17 protein-coding genes and 1 tRNA gene are annotated in these 17,944 nt (G+C 69.5%); 8 read left to right on the top strand and 10 right to left on the bottom strand.

The genetic code is table 11. The features are described from left to right. Positions 1 to 28 precede the first annotated feature (28 nt). Together IZR02_RS09155 and IZR02_RS09150 are read right to left on the bottom strand one after the other, a co-directional pair. Positions 29 to 1,285, bottom strand: coding sequence for an alpha/beta fold hydrolase (locus IZR02_RS09155; RefSeq protein WP_197426453.1), 1,257 nt, complete (start codon positions 1,283 to 1,285; stop codon positions 29 to 31). Then, on the bottom strand, positions 1,282 to 3,285 hold the full coding sequence (locus IZR02_RS09150; RefSeq protein WP_025103623.1) for a DUF262 domain-containing protein: 2,004 nt from the start codon (positions 3,283 to 3,285) through the stop codon (positions 1,282 to 1,284). Before IZR02_RS09150 ends, IZR02_RS09155 begins: the two co-directional genes overlap by 4 nt. A gap of 176 nt (positions 3,286 to 3,461) precedes the next feature. On the opposite strand from IZR02_RS09150, the gene IZR02_RS09145 reads away from it, so the two are divergent. Both IZR02_RS09145 and IZR02_RS09140 read left to right on the top strand, forming a co-directional pair. Further along, on the top strand, positions 3,462 to 4,235 hold the full coding sequence (locus tag IZR02_RS09145) for a hypothetical protein (RefSeq protein WP_025103622.1): 774 nt from the start codon (positions 3,462 to 3,464) through the stop codon (positions 4,233 to 4,235). Positions 4,236 to 4,417: 182 nt separating this feature from the next. After that, complete coding sequence (locus IZR02_RS09140) at positions 4,418 to 4,921, top strand: DUF3145 domain-containing protein (RefSeq protein WP_025103621.1); 504 nt, start codon at positions 4,418 to 4,420, stop codon at positions 4,919 to 4,921. Positions 4,922 to 5,060: 139 nt separating this feature from the next. Here IZR02_RS09140 and IZR02_RS09135 read toward each other — a convergent pair whose 3' ends face one another. Continuing rightward, on the bottom strand, positions 5,061 to 6,464 hold the full coding sequence (locus tag IZR02_RS09135; RefSeq protein WP_025103620.1) for a PLP-dependent aminotransferase family protein: 1,404 nt from the start codon (positions 6,462 to 6,464) through the stop codon (positions 5,061 to 5,063). Positions 6,465 to 6,559: 95 nt separating this feature from the next. Between IZR02_RS09135 and IZR02_RS09130 the strand changes: the two genes are divergently transcribed. Next, positions 6,560 to 7,237, top strand: a complete 678-nt coding sequence (locus IZR02_RS09130; RefSeq protein ID WP_025103619.1) for a YczE/YyaS/YitT family protein — start codon at positions 6,560 to 6,562, stop codon at positions 7,235 to 7,237. 86 nt (positions 7,238 to 7,323) lie between these two features. Here the strand turns inward: IZR02_RS09130 and IZR02_RS09125 are convergent, their stop codons facing one another. From IZR02_RS09125 to aceE, 6 genes are all read right to left on the bottom strand, one after another. Beyond that, positions 7,324 to 8,562, bottom strand: a complete 1,239-nt coding sequence (locus tag IZR02_RS09125; RefSeq protein WP_025103618.1) for a beta-ketoacyl-[acyl-carrier-protein] synthase family protein — start codon at positions 8,560 to 8,562, stop codon at positions 7,324 to 7,326. Positions 8,563 to 8,659: 97 nt separating this feature from the next. Further along, complete coding sequence (locus IZR02_RS09120; protein WP_017202249.1) at positions 8,660 to 8,908, bottom strand: acyl carrier protein; 249 nt, start codon at positions 8,906 to 8,908, stop codon at positions 8,660 to 8,662. Positions 8,909 to 8,977: 69 nt separating this feature from the next. Then, positions 8,978 to 9,979, bottom strand: a complete 1,002-nt coding sequence (locus tag IZR02_RS09115) for a beta-ketoacyl-ACP synthase III (protein ID WP_025103617.1) — start codon at positions 9,977 to 9,979, stop codon at positions 8,978 to 8,980. Continuing rightward, positions 9,976 to 10,896, bottom strand: a complete 921-nt coding sequence (locus IZR02_RS09110) for an ACP S-malonyltransferase (protein ID WP_025103616.1) — start codon at positions 10,894 to 10,896, stop codon at positions 9,976 to 9,978. Before IZR02_RS09110 ends, IZR02_RS09115 begins: the two co-directional genes overlap by 4 nt. A 97-nt stretch (positions 10,897 to 10,993) precedes the next feature. Further along, positions 10,994 to 12,190 carry a PucR family transcriptional regulator gene (locus tag IZR02_RS09105; protein ID WP_025103615.1) on the bottom strand — a complete coding sequence of 399 codons (1,197 nt, stop codon included), beginning with the start codon at positions 12,188 to 12,190 and terminating at the stop codon, positions 10,994 to 10,996. Positions 12,191 to 12,221: 31 nt separating this feature from the next. After that, complete coding sequence (aceE, locus tag IZR02_RS09100; protein WP_025103614.1) at positions 12,222 to 14,948, bottom strand: pyruvate dehydrogenase (acetyl-transferring), homodimeric type; 2,727 nt, start codon at positions 14,946 to 14,948, stop codon at positions 12,222 to 12,224. A gap of 153 nt (positions 14,949 to 15,101) precedes the next feature. On the opposite strand from aceE, the gene IZR02_RS09095 reads away from it, so the two are divergent. Further along, positions 15,102 to 15,174: transfer RNA gene (locus tag IZR02_RS09095), tRNA-Val, on the top strand. On the opposite strand, the gene IZR02_RS18105 is transcribed toward IZR02_RS09095, so the two are convergent. Further along, the gene (locus tag IZR02_RS18105) at positions 15,134 to 15,346 is read right to left on the bottom strand and encodes a helix-turn-helix domain-containing protein (RefSeq protein ID WP_367997129.1); all 213 of its coding nucleotides are present in this window, start codon (positions 15,344 to 15,346) and stop codon (positions 15,134 to 15,136) included. The genes IZR02_RS09095 and IZR02_RS18105 overlap by 41 nt on opposite strands. Before the next feature lie 170 nt (positions 15,347 to 15,516). Here IZR02_RS18105 and IZR02_RS09085 point away from each other — a divergent pair, with 170 nt between their 5' ends. The 4 genes from IZR02_RS09085 to IZR02_RS09070 all read left to right on the top strand — a co-directional run bounded on the left by IZR02_RS09085 (position 15,517) and on the right by IZR02_RS09070 (position 17,720). After that, positions 15,517 to 15,720, top strand: coding sequence for a helix-turn-helix domain-containing protein (locus tag IZR02_RS09085; protein WP_217316403.1), 204 nt, complete (start codon positions 15,517 to 15,519; stop codon positions 15,718 to 15,720). Beyond that, entirely contained in the window at positions 15,710 to 15,937 is a 228-nt protein-coding gene (locus IZR02_RS09080; RefSeq protein WP_217316402.1) for a hypothetical protein, read from the top strand. Before IZR02_RS09085 ends, IZR02_RS09080 begins: the two co-directional genes overlap by 11 nt. Next, on the top strand, positions 15,934 to 16,191 hold the full coding sequence (locus IZR02_RS09075; protein ID WP_217316401.1) for a hypothetical protein: 258 nt from the start codon (positions 15,934 to 15,936) through the stop codon (positions 16,189 to 16,191). The genes IZR02_RS09080 and IZR02_RS09075 overlap by 4 nt, the downstream gene beginning before the upstream one ends. Positions 16,192 to 16,424: 233 nt before the next feature. Further along, entirely contained in the window at positions 16,425 to 17,720 is a 1,296-nt protein-coding gene (locus tag IZR02_RS09070) for a DNA primase family protein (RefSeq protein WP_217316400.1), read from the top strand. Positions 17,721 to 17,944 lie beyond the last annotated feature (224 nt).

The following is a 17,944-nucleotide window of genomic DNA, read 5'->3' as shown; positions in this document are numbered from 1 at the left end:
GGCGATGGCACCCGTCGCGCGGCGGAGGTCAGCGGAGGCGGCGTCCGTGGGCGAGGTCGATCAGTCGCTCCAGCACGGGCCCCGTCCGCAGGCCGTTGTGCTCGTGCTCGCTCGTCACCCAGGGCGTCACGCCGGGGAGGAGACGGGCGGTCTCCAGCGAGAACTCCACGGGCACGTACACGTCGTTCACGTACACGGCGGCCGCGCCCGTCGCCCCGGAGGCGGCGAGGGCGGCGGTGTCGTAGATCCGCGGCCAGGGGTGCTCCGCCAGGATCGACGTCACCTCCCGCCAGGGCTGCAGCGCCGGGACGGTGTCGGCCCACTCGCGGCGGATGTGCTCGCCCGTGAAGAGCGTCGGATCGTCGCGGAAATCGGTCGGCTCGACGCGCTCGGCGGACCACCGCGTGGTGTGTCCGTTCGCATAGCTCGACTCGTGGAAGGCGTAGTACAGCGGGTTGCGGCCGCCGAAGGGCATGGCGTGCTGGAGGTCGTGCCGGAAGGCGTTGGACGCGGGATCCCGCTCCAGCAGCGACCAGACCGTCTGCCAGCCGTCGTCGGTGCCGAGAGCGGAGCCGACCGAGCGGAGGCGTGAACGCGATACGACCTCGCCGTCGGGGAGGACGAGGTCACCGGCGTCCGCGAGATCGATCAGGCGTCGCATGACGTCGCGGTGCTCCGGGAAGCGCCGGTAGTACCGCTCGGACGCCGTGCGCATCTTGTCGTAGCAGAGCGCGTACACCTCGTCCGGATCGCGCTCGACCGTGCTGAGACCGCCGGTTATGAAGACGTCGTCGAGGGAATCCGCGTGGGTGGACAAGTAGGCCAGCGTCGTGAAGCCGCCGAACGACTGACCGAGGACGCTCCAGGTCGATGCCCCCAGATGCTCCCGCAGTGCCTCGCAGTCGCGCACGATGGCATCGGCACGCAGGTGCGTCAGGTACTCGGCGACGCCTTCGGCGCCCTGCGCGAGGTCGCCGTCGCCGACGGGGGAGGAGAGGCCGGTGCCGCGCTGGTCCAGGAGCACGAGCCGGTAGTGCGCGAGGGCCTGATCCAGCCACGCCGGTGCCGCGGAGGAGTGGAAGGGGCGCGGCGCCTCGTGGCCCGGCCCGCCCTGCAGGAAGACCAGATAGGGGAGCGCCTCGCCGCCCTCGCGTGCGACGACGCGGGCGAACACGTCGATCGTGCGGGTGTCTGCCGGGTCGTCCCAGACGAGGGGGACCGTGAGCGTGTGCTCCTCGACGGCGAGGTCGAGCAGGCGGCGGCGGATGACAGTGGTCATGGTCACATCACATTCCCGATGTAGGAGTACTTCACGAAGACCTCCGCGGCGATGCCCGACTCGTCGAGGACGCCCTGGACGGCCGTCATCATGTAGTTCGAGTCCCAGCCCATGTAGAGGAAGTGCGTGTCATCGAGGTCGTCCCACTGCCCCTTCCACGCCTTGTCGCGGTAGATCGGGCCGCCGTGGGTCGCGCAGTACGCCAGAGCGGCCTCGGTCGTGTCGGTCCAGGCGCGACGGAACACACGGTTGAACAGGTGCTTGACGTCGTAGACCTCCCACCGCTCGCCGCGGTACTCCACGTAGTCGAACTCGCGCTCCCACCCCGCGGGCCAGCCGCGGCGGCGCACGGCGTCGAGGATCGGGGTGAGGCCGTCGTCGTCGATCTCGGGCAGCGCGGGCCGTGCCCACACGCGGACGAGGTCGTCCGTCAGCGCCACTGTTCGTGCGGTGATGGCCGCCGTGCCCCAGGATTCCTCCGCGGCGAGGGCGCGGGTGGCCGGTACCGCGCTGCGGGCGTAGGCCTCATCGCGTTTGGCGGGGAAGGAAGCGCCGAACACCCGCTCCGTTAGCCCCTGTTCCAGCAGCGTGAGGTTGCCGAGGGTCGGTGCGAGGGCGCGGTGGCTGTTCTGCTCGTCCTCGGAGTGCTCGCTCCAGGGACGCACGCCGTCGCCGGACCAGGCGTCGCCGGGCACGGCGGGCACGATGTGCTCGACGTCGAAGCCGTCCACGTCGTCGACGCCCTCGAGCCGACCGAGCACGTAGGCCGGATACGGCAGCTCGCTGTATTTGAGCACGGCGCTGACCCGCTCGTCCGACGGGGTGATGCGCGCGATGGCGCGGGCGAGGGCGTCGTGTCCGTCGCGACGGGCACGGCAAAGACGGGCGATCAGGCGTTCGGCGGGAAGGTTCACGAGCGCGCGACGGAGGAACATCGCCTGCAGCCACTCGAGCGTCTCGAGGAGCTGACTCCGGTCGATGAGGCCACGCGCGTGATCGCTGTAGGCGCTCATGACCAGCGGGGAGGAGGAGCGTCCGAACGTGTTCACGTACCTCAGCTGCCGCGCGATCTCCGGGTCCTGCTCCTTCGTCGGATCGAGGAGGATGCCGTAGATCTCCGCATAGTGCCGCCACGTCTCGGCGTCGGCCTGGAGGTGGGCGACGTCGACGCGCGGGAACGACTGGCGGAAGGCGCTGTACACGCCGTGCTCGCCGTTCGCCGCCACCTCACGCCCCGTCACGAGCACGAGGTAGTGGCGCCAGAACGCGCCGATCGCCTCGCCCGTGTGCTGCTCGATCGGCAGCCAGAACCGCGCTTCCACATCCAACTGCTCGGCGTGGTTCAGCCCCATGAGGATGTAGTTGTGGATCAGCTCGTGATCCCGCAGCGGCTCGCCGGTGGAGTTCAGGCTCTCGAAGATCTGCTGCGCGTTGGCCTGGGCGCCGAGCGTGATCGAGACGTGCTCCAGGCGCTGCAGCCCCTGCCAGATGAACGGCACCTCGTCGGCATGGATCTGGCTGCGGAAGAACGCGTAGTTGTCGTCGAAGCGCGATTCGCGGTCGACGTCGTCCCGGCGATCGAGCACGACCGACTCGTAGAGATCGGCCCAGGCGTCGTGCGGACGGAGCTTCGTGCGCTCGGGATCGTCGGGGCGGACCAGCACGCGGGCGAGGTCGGCGGCGAGCTCCGGATCGCGGTCTCGCACCGCGTGATGCAGCGCGGCGACGAGGAGCATGAGCGTGGTGAGGCGCTGCTGCCCGTCGATGAGGATGAGGTCGGCGTCCGGACCGGAGCCGTCCTCGGCGGAGAGGATCGAACCGATGAAGTGGCGATGCGCGTCGTCTTCCGCCGCCACCGCCCTGACGTCGGAGAGGAGCCGCTCGCAGCCGCCGATGTCCCAGCGGTACTGCCGCTGGTAGACCGGGACGACGATGGTCGTGCGTCCCGCCGCGAGCCATTCGATCGTGTTGACTGCCGTCGCCTCGACGTTGGTCGCGGTGCTCATGCTGGTGTCTCGTCCTCCCGTAGCGACAGGCGCCACGGACGCGCCGGGTGCCCCGCCCAGTCTATTCGCTTATCCACGGCGACCCTCCGGGGGAGGGCCAGGTCCCGCTGTTAGCCTTGCCTTATCAGGGCCTGTTAAAACGTGCTGGCCCCCGATGAAAGGAACATGACTCGATCATGGGATACATCAAGTCCGCAGCGCTGGAGGAGAAGGGCTTCGTCGTCCTCGACAGCTACGACCAGGAGGCCGACCCCAAGGAATGGCTCGACATCGAGTACGTCGACTGGAAGTCCTCGGGCGACACCCGGTTCGCGCCCCTCGCCAGCGCCTTCGGCGACATCGAGTGCAACGGCTTCTGGAACCACAAGCCGCCGCGCACCGACAAGGACGGCGTCTGGATCGACGAGCAGACCGCCAAGGCCCCGAACCTCACGCGCCGCGCGCAGGAGCCCGGTGCGAACGTCGGCCGCTGCCGCGTCATCGAGCTGCAGCCGACCCCGTACGGCGACTGCCTCTACAACCTCCACCAGGACGACAACAACCGCCTGAACCCGGACGGCACCGGCTGGGTCGTCCGCGGGTTCTTCAACCTGACGGACGACAAGGACAGCTACTTCGTCCTGCGTGAGAACCGCACGGACCCCAGCATCGAGTACCGCATCGCCCTCCCGGCCGGCGCGCAACTCATCGTCGACACCCAGCGTCTGTGGCACGCGGCTACGCACAACGGCACCGACCCGCGCTACTGCCTCATCACCTCGTGGACCTCCGGTCCTGAGCTCGACGCCTACATCGAGAAGTACCACGGCACCGACGACGTCCCGAACGTCGAGGTCCCGCAGGACGTGCTCGAGTTCGGCTACGCCGAGCAGGCCCGCAAGGACGCCGCTCGCGCGGCCTACTACGCCGCGAAGGGCCAGCAGGTCAAGCAGGCCATGAGCGAGGCCTGAGCTGGGTCGCTGAGCTCGTCGAAGCGCCCGAAGGCCCCGGTCCACGGACCGGGGCCTTCGTCGTCGAATCACACGCTTGTGATTTCGCGGGAACTCGGCGAGAATGGGCGCACAACCGCATACTCTCGCCACTTCGTGGTTCAGGTCGTAGGGGAAGACGCACCTGATGAAACGGAGAGATCATGGCGACGGCTTACGCACGCGGAGTGGTGTTCATCCACTCGGCGCCTCGCGCGCTCTGCCCGCACCTGGAATGGGCGGTGGGTCGCGCTATCGGGCGTGCGGTGAACTTCGACTGGACCGAGCAGCCCGTGCTGACCGGCGCGCGCCGCGCCGAGTTCTACTGGGACGGTCCCGTCGGTACCGGTGCTGCCCTCGCGACCGCGATCCGGGGCTGGGAGCACCTCCGATTCGAGGTGACGGAAGACCCGACGCCGCGCAGTGACGGCGGTCGGTGGCTGCACACGCCGGACCTCGGCATCCACTACGCCCAGACCGATGCCGCCGGCAACATCGTCATCGGCGAGGACCGCATCCGCTACGCGATGGAGATCGCCGCGGGCAACGCCGTCGAGCTGCAGCGCGAGCTCGACATCGCCCTGGGCTCCGCCTGGGACGAGGAGCTGGAGCCCTTCCGTCACGCCAGCGACGACGCGCGCGTCGTCTGGCTCCACAAGGTCGGCTGACCGACCGTCGATACCGGGAGCGCGGAGGCGTGAGTATCGGATTCCGGTGAGTGATCCCGGACGCTGAGAAGACGAATCCGCGCTCCGCTCGACGAAGACCCCGCCCCGGGAGACCGGGCGGGGTCTTCGTCTGCGCCGGTCAGATCACGGCCGCGTGCGCGAGGTCGTCGACGGTGTTCACTCCACCGCCGCGCACGTCCGCCCGGGCCTGCGCCAGGCGCGTCATCGCCTCCGTCGCACGCTCGGGCGGGAGCGTGATCGGGATCCGGAGTCGCCGCTCCAGCACGCCGCCGGTCGTGAAGCGCGGTCCGGGCGGCAGGATGAGTCCCCGTTCGCGGGCAGCGAGGGAGAGGGTCGTCGACAGGGGAGCGCCGAGATCGATCCAGGCGGAGAGGCCGCCGGGCGTCTCCGGCATCCGCATCCCCGGGATCCCGGCGATTCCCGCGGTCACGGCCTCCCGTCCGGCCGTGAGGCGTCGCCGGACGTGCTGGGTCAGTGCCGGGACGTCGTCGAGCAGCTCCACGGCGATGCACTGCTCGAGGAGGGCCGTGCCGAGCTCGAACGAGGGGCGGGCGGCCAGCAGCCGGGCGATGACCGAGCGCTCGGCGCGGATCCACCCGATGCGCATGCCTCCCCACGCGATCTTCGACATCGATCCCACCGTGATCACGTTCGGGCCCTCGGCTGCCATCGGCGTCGGGGCCCATCCCCGGTCGATGTCCAGCTCCGCCGTCGTCTCGTCGACGATCAGGTGCGTGCCGGTGTTGCGGGCCGTCGTCGCGATCCGGGACCGCTCCTCCTGCGGCAGCGTCGCTCCGGTGGGGTTGTGGAAGTCCGGGATGAGGTACGCGACGTGCGGGCGCGCTGTCCGCAGGGTGTCGGTGAGGTGCCGGGCGTCCCAGCCGTCGGTGTCGACCGGTGTCGGCACCAGGCGGTAGCCGTGCCGGTGCAGAGCCTCGAGCGCATGCGGGAAGGTCGGCTGCTCCACGAGGGCGCGTTCGCCGCGGCGGCCGATCGCCGTGAGGATGAGGTTGACGGCGTTCAGGGCGCCCGAGGTGATCATGATCTCGTCGGCCGAGGTCGCCGCGCCGCGTTCGGTGAATCGGCGGGCCACGGCTTCTCGGAGCTCGGGAAGGCCCTGCAGCGAGTAGCCGCTCGTCCCCCGCAGGGCCGCCAGCCGGGGGAGGGACCGCACGGTCGCGTCGTACAGGCCGGGGGTCGAGTCCATCGAGGCGATCGACAGGTCGATCGCCTCGTCGTCCGCGTCGGGGGCGGCGGCCGACGGGCCGTGCGGGAGGGTCACTCTGGTGCTTCCGCCATGATGCCGGGACACGTAGCCGCCGGCCTCGAGAACGCCGTAGGCGCGGGTGATGGTCGAGCGTGACCGCCTCAGCTCGAGGGCGAGGGCTCGTTCGCTCGGCAGTCTCTCGCCGACCGTGAGTCGTCCATCGAGGATGAGGGCCCTGATGCGGTCAGCCAGGCCCGACGCCGAGGCATCGTCGATGTCCTGGGTGCCGAGCTGAGTGACGAGACGGGAGGCCATGCCTCCAGCCTGCCGCAAAGTGGCCTTCCATGTGCAGACCACTTTTCGCTCAGTGGTCGGCCTCGTCCCGCCTTCGTCCGGGCCACGATGGAGAGATGCTCTTCCGTGCCGTCTTCCTGCCGTTCACCGCGACCAGCCGTCGAGACCTGGTCGAGCGGCTGGTGCAGCTCGTGGGCGGGCTCTTCCTCTACGGCGTCGCCCTCGGCTTCATGGTGCGAGGCGGCATCGGCGTCGCGCCCTGGGACGTGCTCTCGCTGGGTGTCGCGCGCTGGACGGGACTCGGGTACGGACTCGTCACGGTGCTGATCTCGATCGTCGTCCTGCTGCTGTGGATCCCGCTCCGCCAACGGGTGGGTCTCGGCACCCTGCTCAACGCGCTGCTCATCGGCCCGTTCGCCGACCTCACGCTCCTCGTGCTGCCGGCTCCGCCGTCCGTGTGGGTGGGGGCGCCCATGTTCGTCTTCGGACTCGTGCTGCTGGCGTTCGCGACCGGGCTCTACATCGCGGCGGACTTCGGCCCCGGACCGCGCGACGGACTCATGACGGGGCTCGTCCGGGTGACCCGATGGCCGGTCTGGCTGGCGCGGACGGTCATCGAGGGGTCCGTGCTGCTGATCGGCTTCCTGCTCGGCGGTCCGGTGGGCGTCGGCACCGTGCTGTTCGCCTTCGGCGTCGGCCCGTTGATCGGCTGGTTCCTCCCGCGGATCGAGCGCCGCCGCCGGGAGCGTTCGCAGCGCCTCGCCGTCGGGGCCAGCGCGCCCCTGGGCCCTTGAGCCCGTCGAAGGGGCAGAGCGGACCGCGCATGATGAAGGCCCCCGGGATCACATCCCGGGGGCCTTCATCGTGGACGCGGAAACGGTCAGTCGACGCCGCCCAGCACGAGCACGGCGTTGTGTCCGCCGAAGCCGAACGAGTTGCTGATGGCGATCTGCGGGCCGTCGCCGAGCGGAGCCGCCTCTCCGGACAGACGGAACGGCACCTCCGGGTCCGGCTCGGTCATGTTGATCGTCGGCGGAGCCACGCGGTCCCGCAGCGCGAGGAGGGAGAAGATCGCCTCCAGCGCGCCGGTCCCGCCCAGGAGGTGCCCGGTCGACGCCTTGGTGGCCGACACCGGGATCTCGTCGATCCGGTCGCCGAAGACGTTCTTCAGCGCGACGTACTCGTTGGGGTCGCCGACCGGGGTCGAGGTCGCGTGGGCGTTGATGTGCGTCACCTGGTCGGGCGTGATGCCGGCCTCCTCGAGTGCCTGGATCACGGCACGCGCCGCCCCCTTGCCCTCCGGGTCGTTGCCGGTGATGTGGTACGCATCGGCGGTCACGCCACCGCCGAGGACGTAGCCGTAGATCTTCGCGCCGCGGGCCTTGGCGTGCTCCTCGGTCTCGAGGATGAGGGCCGCGGCGCCCTCGCCCATCACGAAGCCGTCGCGGTCGATCGCGCCGGGTCGGGAGGCGTGGGCCGGGTCGTCGTTGCGGCGCGACAGCGCCTGCGCGGACGCGAACGCGGCCATCGTGATCGGGTGGATCGCCGACTCGGTGCCGCCGGCGATGACGACGTCGGCCAGCCCCTCCTGCAGGTGGTGGAAGGCGTGGATGATCGACTCGGTGCTGGAGGCGCACGCGCTGACGACGGTCTGCGCATAGGCGCGGGCCTCGAACTGCAGCGACAGGTTGCCGGCGGCCGCGTTCGGCATCAGCATCGGCACGGTCAGCGGCATGACCCGGCGGGGGCCCTTCTCGCGCAGCGTGTCCCAGGCGTCGAGCAGCGTCCAGAGGCCGCCGATCCCGGTCGCGAAGTCGACGCCGAGGCGCTCGGGAGCGACCTCGGGCGAGCCCGCGTCCTCCCAGGCCTCGCGCGCCGCGATGAGCGCGAACTGCGAAGAGGGGTCGAGACGCTTCGCCTCGTGGCGGGGCAGCACCTCTTCCGGGCGGACGCTCGCGGAGGCGGCGAACGTGACGGGCAGGTCGTACTCCTGCACCCAGTCGTGCTCGATCGTGCGGGCGCCGGAGGCACCGGCGAGAAGGTTGTCCCAGTTCTCCGGGGCCGTCCCGCCGATGGCGGAGGTGGCGCCGATGCCGGTGACGACGATGCGCTTGGTCATGAGGTGTGGTTCCTTGTCGAAACGAGTTCGTGCGGGGGATGGGCAGGGCCGGAGGATGCCACGCCCCGCGCGGGGCGAGGGTGGCATCCTGCCGGGATTACTCCTGGCCCGCGACGATGAAGTTGACGGCGTCGCCGACGGTCTTCAGGTTCTTGACCTCGTCGTCCGGGATGGTGACGCCGAACTTCTCCTCGGCGTTGACGACGATCGTCATCATCGAGATCGAGTCGATGTCGAGGTCGTCCGTGAACGACTTCTCCAGGGCGACCTCGCTGGCGTTGATGCCGGTCTCGTCGGTGATCAGCTCTGCGAGGCCGGCGAGGACCTCATCGTTGGTGAAAGCCATGGTGGTCTTCCTCTTTCTTGCGGGTTGTATTCGGAACCGTGGAACAGTCTAGGGAAGGTCGACGCGTCTTCAGGGGAGGACGACGACCTGGGCTGCGAAGACGAGGCCGGCGCCGAAGCCGATCTGCAGGGCGAGGCCGCCGGAGAGCTCCGGGTGCTCGGCCATGAGGCGGTGGCTGGCGAGCGGGATCGAGGCGGCCGACGTGTTGCCGGTGGTCTCGATGTCGCGGGCGATGACGGTGGTCTCCGGCAGACCGAGCTGCTTGGCGAACTCGTCGATGATGCGCATGTTGGCCTGGTGCGGGATGAAGGCGGCGAGGTCGGAGGCCTCGATCCCGGCCTTGGCCAGCGCCTCCCGGGCGACCTTGGCCATCTCCCACACGGCCCAGCGGAAGACCGTCGGGCCCTCCTGGCGGAGTGTCGGCCACGGCACCACGCCGTCGCGGAAGTCGGTGAGGGTGCCGTTCATACCGACGGCGTCGGCCTTGGAACCGTCGCTGCCCCAGACCGCGGGGGCGATGCCCGGCGTGTCGCTGGGGCCGATGAGCGCGGCGCCGGCGCCGTCGCCGAGGAGGAACGAGATGCTGCGGTCGGCCGGGTCGACGACGTCGGAGAGCTTCTCCGTGCCGATCACGAGGGCGTGGCGGGCGGCTCCGGCCTTGATGAGCGCATCCGCCTGCGCGACCGCATAGGCGTAGCCGGCGCAGGCCGCGTTGATGTCATACGCCGCGGCCGGGTTGGCCCCGACGCGGTCGGCGACGATGGCCGAGACCGACGGCGTCTGCTTCGGGTTGCTGATGGTCGCGACGATGACGAGATCGACCTGGTCGGCGGGGACACCCGACTTCTCGATGGCCTCGGCTGCCGCCGCGGTCGCGAGGTCGATGGCGTCCGTCTCCTTGTCCGCCCGGGCGCGCGTGACGATGCCGGTGCGCTGACGGATCCACTCGTCGCTGGAGTCGATCGGCCCGATGAGGTCTTCGTTGGGCACCGCGTTCTCGCCGCGAGCCGCGCCGAACGCGTAGATGCGGGTGTAGGCGGGCCCGGCGATCTGGGCGAGGGAGGCGGTCATGCGGCTTCTCCGTTCAGCAGCGCGACGGCGGCTTCGAGGTCTTCGGGGGTCTTCACGGCGACCGTCGGCACGCCGCGCAGGCCGCGCTTGGCGAGACCGACGAGGGCGCCCGCGGGGGCGAGCTCGATGACGCCGGTCACCCCGGCGTCGGCGAAGGAGGTCATGCAGAGGTCCCACCGGACGGGGGAGGAGACCTGATCGACGAGGTAGTCGAGCGCCGTCGCTCCGTCGGTCACGACCGAGCCGTCGCGGTTGGTCCAGAGCGTGATCTCGGGGTCGGACGGCTGCACGTCGGCGACCGCGTCGCGGAGCGCCGAGACGGCGGAGGCCATGTAGTCGGTGTGGAACGCTCCGGCGACCTGGAGCGGCACCACGCGGGTGCCCTTGACCGGCTCCTCGGCGAGAGCTGCCAGGGCCGGGAGAGGACCGGCGACGACGATCTGCCCGCCGCCGTTGAAGTTCGCCGGCGCGAGGCCGAGCTCGGCGAGGCGGGCGAGGAGCGTCTCCTCATCGCCGCCGAGGACCGCGCTCATCCCCGTCGGGGTCTGGGCGGCGGCATCGGCCATCGCCCGCCCCCGGATGCCGACGAGGCGCATGCCCGTCGCGGCGTCAAGCACGCCGCTGCCGACGAGCGCCGCGATCTCCCCGACGGAGTGCCCGGCGATGCCGTCCGCGCGGCGACCGGCGGCGGCCACGAGAGCATCACCGGCGACGAGGGAGGCGGCCACGATCAGCGGCTGGGCGACCCGGGTGTCGCGGATGGTGTCCGCGTCCGACTCGGTGCCGTGCGTGCGGAGATCGACCTGCGCGGCCTCGGAGTAGGTGGCGAGACGCTCCTCCACTCCGTCGAGCTCGAGCCAGGGGGCGAGGAATCCGGGGGTCTGCGAGCCCTGTCCAGGGCAGACGACGACAATCACCCACCCAGTCTGCCAACGATCGCGGCAGAACGGTGGATGATCCATCACAAGATTGCGCGGAACCCTTGTGTGTGGCGCACAGAATGCACCGGGTGGGTCAGCGCGGAGGGCGGCGCAGCGGCGGACGGCGGCGTACCTGCTCCGCGGCCCCGATGGAGCCGAGGATGAGCGCCGTCTGCAGGATGAGCGCCTCGCGGGGCCCGGTCGCGTCCCACCCGATGACCTCGCTCACCCGCTTCAGGCGGTAGCGGACGGTGTTCGGATGCACGAAGAGCTCGCGGGCCGTCGCCTCGAGGGAACGGCCGTTGTCGAGATAGCTCCAGAGCGTCGTGACGAGGTCGGTCGAGTGCGCCTGCAGCGGGCGGTAGATGCGCTCGATCAGGGTCTGCTTCGCGAGAGGGTCGCCGGCGAGGGCGCGCTCCGGGAGCAGGTCGTCGGCTTCGACGGGCCGCGGTGCGCTCCGCCAGGCGCGAGCCACCGCGAATCCGGCCAGCGCCGCACGCGCGCTCTGGCTGGCGTCGACGAGGGCAGCGACAGCCGGCCCCAGCACGACGAACCCCGGGCCGAACGACGGCTCCAGACGGGCCGCGATCTCCTGGAACCCGAGCTCCTCGTCCTCGCCCTCCTGGCCCTCGACGCGCGCGCGTCCGAGCACGAGCACGAGGCGCGAGCCCTGCACGCCGATCAAGACGTCGACCGCGAGCTTCCGCGCCGTGCGACGCACGAGGTCGACGTCGAACTGCGGAGGCGTGGTGCCCACGAGGACCGCGACCTCTCCGTGGCCGTGCCACCCGAGAGCGGCGATCCGGCTGGGAAGCTCCTCGTCGGCCTCGCCCGTGAGGATCGAGTCGACGACGAGCGCCTCGAGCCGCGCGTCCCAGAGGCCGCGGGCCTCGGCGGCGCGCGCGTAGACGTCGGCGGCGGCGAACGCCACGTCCCGCGAGTAGAGCAGGATGGCCTCGCGAAGGTGCTCGCCCTTGCCCGCCACCCGTTCCTCGGTCACCTCGACCGTGACGCGGATGAGCTGGAGGGTCTGCTGCAGACTCACGCTCCGCAGCAGCTCACGGGGAGCGGCGGCGAAGATGTCCGCGGCGATCCACGGGGTGGACGTCGGGTCGTCGTACCACTGGATGAACGAGGTGATGCCCGCCTGCGCCACCAGCCCGACCGCGGAGCGGCGGGCCGGTGGCATGTCGGCGTACCAGGGGAGGGTGTCCTCCAGCCGCTTGATCGTCACCGTGGCGATGTCGCCGGAGATCCGGCGCAGCCAGGTGAGCGTGGCGGCCTTGTCCATGCCAGCGGCGGAGGCAGCTGTCACCGAGGGCTCAGCTTTCGCCGCCTGCGTTGCCGCTCGTGCCGGCGTTCACGTCGTGCAGGCGGTACTTCTCGATGGCCTGGGCGGAGAGGCCGCGGTCGACCTTGCCCTCCTCGGCCAGCGCCTGCAGCGTGCGCACGACGATCGACGGTCCGTCGATCTTGAAGAAGCGGCGGGCCGCGGCACGGGTGTCCGAGAAGCCGAAGCCGTCGGCGCCGAGCGTGGCGAAGCGGTTCGGGACCCACGGGCGGATCTGGTCCTGCACGGCGTGCATGAAGTCGCTGACCGCGACGACGGGACCCTCGGCGCCCTGGAGCTTCTGCGTGAGGTACGCGGTGCGCGGCTCCTGGTCCGGGTGGAGGAAGTTGTGCTCGTCGGCGGCGAGGCCGTCGCGGCGCAGCTCGGTCCACGAGGTGACCGACCACACGTCGGCGACGACACCCCAGTCCTTCTTCAGCAGCTCCTGGGCCTCGAGCGCCCACGGCAGGCCGACGCCGGAGGCGAAGAGCTGGGCACGGGGGCCGTCGCCCTCGCCGACGGAGACGCGGTGGATGCCGCGGACGATGCCGTCCACATCCACGTCGGCCGGCTCCGCGGGCTGGACCATCGGCTCGTTGTACACCGTGAGGTAGTACATGACGTTCGGGTCTTCGTGCTGCCCGCCGTACATCCGCTCGAGACCGGAACGCATGATGTGCGCGATCTCGTAGCCGTACGCGGGATCGTAGGAGACCGTCGCCGGGTTGGTCGAGGCGAGCAGGTGCGAGTGTCCGTCGGCGTGCTGGAGGCCCTCACCCGTGAGGGTGGTGCGTCCGGCGGTGGCGCCGATGATGAAGCCGCGGGCCATCTGGTCGCCGGCGGCCCACTGGGCGTCACCGGTGCGCTGGAAGCCGAACATCGAGTAGAAGATGTAGATCGGGATCAGCGGCTCGCCGTGCGTCGCGTACGACGTGCCCGCGGCGGTGAACGCCGCGAGAGCACCGGCCTCGTTGATGCCGACGTGGACGATCTGTCCCTGCGGGCTCTCCTTGTAGGCGAGCAGCAGCTCCCGGTCGACCGACGTGTAGTGCTGGCCGTTGGGGTTGTAGATCTTCGCGGTCGGGAAGTACGCGTCCATGCCGAACGTGCGCGCCTCGTCGGGGATGATCGGCACGATGCGGTGGCCGAACTCCTTCGAGCGCAGCAGGTCCTTCAGCAGACGGACGAACGCCATGGTCGTGGCGATCTCCTGCGTGCCGGAGCCCTTCTTCGGGAGCGCGTAGGCGTTCTCCTCGGGAAGGGACAGGCCGACGTGCGTCGAGCGGCGCTCCGGGAGGAAGCCGCCGAGGGCCTTGCGGCGCTCGAGCATGTACTGGATCGTCTCGTCCTGCGGTCCCGGGTTGTAGTACGGGGGCAGGTACGGGTTCTCCTCGAGCTGCGCGTCCGTGATCGGGATGTGCATCGCGTCGCGGAACGTCTTGAGGTTGTCCAGCGTCATCTTCTTCATCTGGTGGGTCGCGTTGCGGCCCTCGAACTGCGGGCCCAGCCCGTAGCCCTTGACGGTCTTCGCGAGGATGACCGTCGGCTTGCCCTTGTGCTCGGTCGCGGCCTTGAAAGCGGCGTAGACCTTGCGGTAGTCGTGGCCACCGCGCTTGAGGTTCCAGATGTCGTCGTCGGAGTAGTCCTTGACCAGCGCGGCGGCGCGCTCGTCGCGGCCGAAGAAGTGTTCCCGGATGTACGCGCCGGACTCGGCCTTGTACGTCTGGTAGTCGCCGTCGGGGGTGACGTTCATGAGGTTGAGCAGTGCGCCCTCGGTGTCGCGGGCGAGCAGGTCGTCCCACTCGCGGCCCCAGATCACCTTGATGACGTTCCAGCCCGCGCCGCGGAAGAACGACTCGAGCTCCTGGACGATCTTGCCGTTGCCGCGCACCGGGCCGTCGAGACGCTGCAGGTTGCAGTTCACGACGAAGGTGAGGTTGTCGAGGCCCTCGTTGGCGGCGACCTGCAGCTGACCGCGGCTCTCGACCTCGTCCATCTCGCCGTCGCCGAGGAAGGCCCAGACGTGCGACTGCGAGGTGTCCTTGATGCCGCGGTTCTCGAGGTACTTGTTCGACATCGCCTGGTAGATCGCGTTGATCGGGCCGAGACCCATCGACACGGTCGGGAACTGCCAGTACTCCGGCATCAGGCGCGGGTGCGGGTACGACGGGATGCCGTTCGGCGCGTGCGACTTCTCCTGGCGGAAGCCGTCGAGCTGGTCCTCGGTGAGGCGACCCTCGAGGAAGGAGCGGGCGTAGGTGCCGGGGGAGGCGTGGCCCTGAATGAAGATCTGGTCGGCGCCACCGGGGTGGTCCGCGCCCTTGAAGAAGTGGTTGAAGCCCACCTCGTACAGCGCCGCCGAGGACGCGTAGGTGGAGATGTGACCGCCGACGCCGATGCCGGGGCGCTGGGCGCGGTGCACCGTGATGGCGGCGTTCCAGCGGATCCAGGCGCGGTAGCGCCGCTCGATCTCCTCGTCGCCGGGGAACTCAGGCTCGTTCTCCGGGGCGATGGTGTTGATGTAGTCGGTGGTCGGAACCATCGGCACGTTCAGGTGCAGTTCCTTGGAGCGCTTGAGCAGGCTGAGCATGATCTCGCGCCCGCGGCCGTGGCCCTTGGCGTCCACCAGCTCGTCGAGCGACTGCTGCCACTCACCGGTCTCTTCCGGATCGCTGTCGAGGGGGCCCTGAGAGTACGGATCCTGGTCGTGGACGGTCACGGGGGAACCTTTCGTCAAGCTGGCAGGTCATGCCAAGGAAACGGGAAGCGACACGGGCAGCCTTGTCGGCCGTGCACAACGCGCGCCGACCTCAGCCTATCCCTCTTCCACGACACGGGTGCGCATCCGCGCCCGGATAGACTGAGCGCACCAGGGCCTTTAGCTCAGCTGGTAGAGCGCCACGTTTACACCGTGGATGTCGTCGGTTCGATCCCGGCAGGGCCCACACCCTCACCCTCACCGAACAGGTAGGACACGCTCACGCCCAGCTCGGCGGCAACGGTGGCCACCTCGTCGAGGCTCCAGCCGCGCTGGCCGCGCAGCTTCTTGGCCAGTGCGCTCTGGTCGATACCGACCCGCGCGCCGAAGGCGGTCTGCGTGAGCTGCTGGTCCCACATGAGCATGTGGACGCGGCGGCCGACCTCGGCGTCCATCTGACGCTTGACGGCCTGGACTCGATTCTGCTGCTGTGTCTCCATATCGACATCATATGGACATTTCGGACACTTCGACAAGTGAATTGACCGAAGTGCTTGATTAGTCCGTTTTGTCCTGTACTCTCGCCGGTATGACGAATCAGCCTACTCAGGACAGATGGGTCACTCCCGGCGTCGCGGCGGCTGCTCTCGGCGTCGATCCCCGCACCCTCTCCCGCCTCGCTGACAAGGGCGTCATCGTCGCGATCCGCCCGGGCGGCGAGGGTAGCCACCGCCGGTACCTGGAAGCGTCCATCGAGGCGCGACTCGCACAGGGGCCCTGGGATGCCGCATGAGCGACCGCACGTATCGCACGAGGCGTACCTCTGGCTCATCGGCGAGCGGGAGCGCCTGCTCGACGAGCTGCACGCGGTCACGGTCGACCGCGACCACTGGTACGCGAAAGCGAACTACACACCCGAGGAACTCGCGGAGTTCTACCACCGCGCGAGCCAAGGGCTCGACGAGAACGGAGCATGGCTATGGCCGGACGGCGTGAGGACGACGAAGTGACCCGCGACGTGGAAGCGGCAGCGGAGAGCATCATAAAGCTCCGCCCGACACACCGCATCGTGTCGATGTGGGGTGACCTGCGCGCATGCCTGGAGAACATCCGCAAGGTCGAGTTCTATCTCGGCTACCTGCCCGAGAAGCCGAACACCCGCGGCATTGACCACGAGGCTGTCCAGGTGCAGCTCCAGGACGCTCGTATGCTCCTCGGGCAGCTCGCCCTTCGCCTCTCCGACGAAGCGGAGGACGAGTCGTGATCGTGAACGGCACCTACCTGCTCATCATCGCCGGGGCATACCTCGCCTATCGCCTCGGCTGCTGGGTCCATGACCACTCCGAAGCCCGAGGCGACCAGTGAGCCTCGGATGCCTGTTCGGGCTTCACTCGCCCGAGCCCGTTGGCGTGGTCGAAGTCCGAGGCGGACGCATGGTCGTCGTCGCCGGCATCCGGTGCGCGCGCTGCCTCGTGAGGATCGCCGAGGAGGTGACGGATGAGCGCCCCATCGTTCCTGGACGCCGAAACGGGCAAGTTTGACGCCACCCTCCTCGCTGACTACATCGCGGCTGAGCCCACGCGGCTCGGCCGCGGTGTCGAAGGCGACCTATACGAGTACCGCGAGGGCGTCTACGTCCGCGATGAGAACGTCGTCACCAAGCGCGTCGCAAAGGCCCTCGGCGCGAAGTTCTCCACCACGGTCCTCGGGCAGGTCCAAGCGCACCTCCTGAACATCGATCTTCCCGAGGTCGGCCTCCCCGACCTCCCGCGCGGCTACCTCGACTACATCGTGCTGGAGAACGGCATTTACTGGTGGCAAGAGGACCGGCTCACCGAGCACAACGAAATGCTCGGCGCGCTGACCAAGCTTCCGATCGCGTACGACCCCATCGCGATCCCACACACCTTCCTCGAATGGCTCCAGCAGGTGCTCGGCGAAGACCCGGAGCTCCACCGACACATGTGGGAGGTCCTCGGGTACCTGCTCATGACCGGCAACCCGCTGCAGAAGATCTTCCTGCTCTACGGCGAGGGCGGCAACGGCAAGGGCACCATGCTCCGAGTCATCCGCTACCTCCTCGGGCGCGCGAACTACTCCAGCATCAGCATGCACCAGCTCGTCGACGACCGCTTCGCCACCTCAGGCCTGTACGGCAAGACCGCGAACATCAGCGGCGACCTCTCCAGTCGGTTCCTGTCCGACCCCCAAATCCTCAAGGAGATCACCGGCGGCGACTCTATCAGCGCATCCCGCAAGTTCGGCCACTCCTTCGAGTTCGTGCCCTACGCGGTCCCGATCTTCGCGTCGAACGAGTTCTTCCGCACCTCCGACAACTCCATCGGCTGGCGCCGACGCTGGGAGGTCATTGACTTCGTGCAGAAAGTCGACGGCTCCGGCCCCTTCGACGAGCAACTCCTCTTCGACGACGCCCCCGGCATCTTCCGCTACGCAATGGAGGGACTTCGCCGCCTCATGCAGCGGGGCAAGTTCGCACCGCCCCAGGCCGCTCAGGAAGCCACCACCCGTCTCCACGACGCCGCCGACCCGCTCATGCTGTGGCTCGACGAGGACGAGGCCGTGTTCCTCGGCCCCGAGCACATGAGCCCCACCGCCGACGTGTACCGCAAGTACTCCGGGTGGTGCCGCCGCAACGGCTACTCACCGCTCGCGTCGGGCCCCTTCGGGCTCCGACTCAAGCAGATGGGCATCACCCGCACCCGCCCCCGCGTCGGCTCCTCGCGCACCTGGCATTACGAGGGCATCGCCGTGACCCTTTCGACGGTCGACTGATGCGGTCCAGGCAGGCGGTCCAGGCAGCGGGGCGGTCCACCCGCGCCCGCTCCCCGCGCCCCTCATCGAGAGACCTTCGGCCGATGGAATGCGGGTGGTCCAGCCCCGGGTCCAGGCGCGGTCCAGGCACTGGTCCAGGCGCGATGCCGGTGGGGGAGCGGGTTGGTCCAGGCGGTCCACCCTCTCTCCAACCCATCACACATAAGAGAGAAGAAGAAGAGATA

It is taken from the genome of Microbacterium paraoxydans (assembly GCF_019056515.1).
Lineage (GTDB): Bacteria > Actinomycetota > Actinomycetes > Actinomycetales > Microbacteriaceae > Microbacterium.
Note: the sequence above shows the minus strand (reverse complement) of the source record. Positions and strands in the feature narration are given on the sequence as shown.

Bases quoted from the DNA above. Each gene is read 5' to 3' on its own strand.
- IZR02_RS09085 (WP_217316403.1), top strand. From the start codon at position 15,517: ATGACGAATCAGCCTACTCAGGACAGATGGGTCACTCCCGGCGTCGCG.
- IZR02_RS09105 (WP_025103615.1), bottom strand. From the start codon at position 12,190: ATGGACAAGGCCGCCACGCTCACCTGGCTGCGCCGGATCTCCGGCGAC.
- IZR02_RS18105 (WP_367997129.1), bottom strand. From the start codon at position 15,346: ATGTGGGACCAGCAGCTCACGCAGACCGCCTTCGGCGCGCGGGTCGGT.
- IZR02_RS09140 (WP_025103621.1), top strand. From the start codon at position 4,418: ATGGCGACGGCTTACGCACGCGGAGTGGTGTTCATCCACTCGGCGCCT.
- IZR02_RS09150 (WP_025103623.1), bottom strand. From the start codon at position 3,285: ATGAGCACCGCGACCAACGTCGAGGCGACGGCAGTCAACACGATCGAA.
- IZR02_RS09080 (WP_217316402.1), top strand. From the start codon at position 15,710: ATGCCGCATGAGCGACCGCACGTATCGCACGAGGCGTACCTCTGGCTC.
- IZR02_RS09070 (WP_217316400.1), top strand. From the start codon at position 16,425: ATGAGCGCCCCATCGTTCCTGGACGCCGAAACGGGCAAGTTTGACGCC.
- IZR02_RS09135 (WP_025103620.1), bottom strand. From the start codon at position 6,464: ATGGCCTCCCGTCTCGTCACTCAGCTCGGCACCCAGGACATCGACGAT.
- IZR02_RS09120 (WP_017202249.1), bottom strand. From the start codon at position 8,908: ATGGCTTTCACCAACGATGAGGTCCTCGCCGGCCTCGCAGAGCTGATC.
- IZR02_RS09125 (WP_025103618.1), bottom strand. From the start codon at position 8,562: ATGACCAAGCGCATCGTCGTCACCGGCATCGGCGCCACCTCCGCCATC.
- IZR02_RS09145 (WP_025103622.1), top strand. From the start codon at position 3,462: ATGGGATACATCAAGTCCGCAGCGCTGGAGGAGAAGGGCTTCGTCGTC.
- IZR02_RS09130 (WP_025103619.1), top strand. From the start codon at position 6,560: ATGCTCTTCCGTGCCGTCTTCCTGCCGTTCACCGCGACCAGCCGTCGA.
- IZR02_RS09115 (WP_025103617.1), bottom strand. From the start codon at position 9,979: ATGACCGCCTCCCTCGCCCAGATCGCCGGGCCCGCCTACACCCGCATC.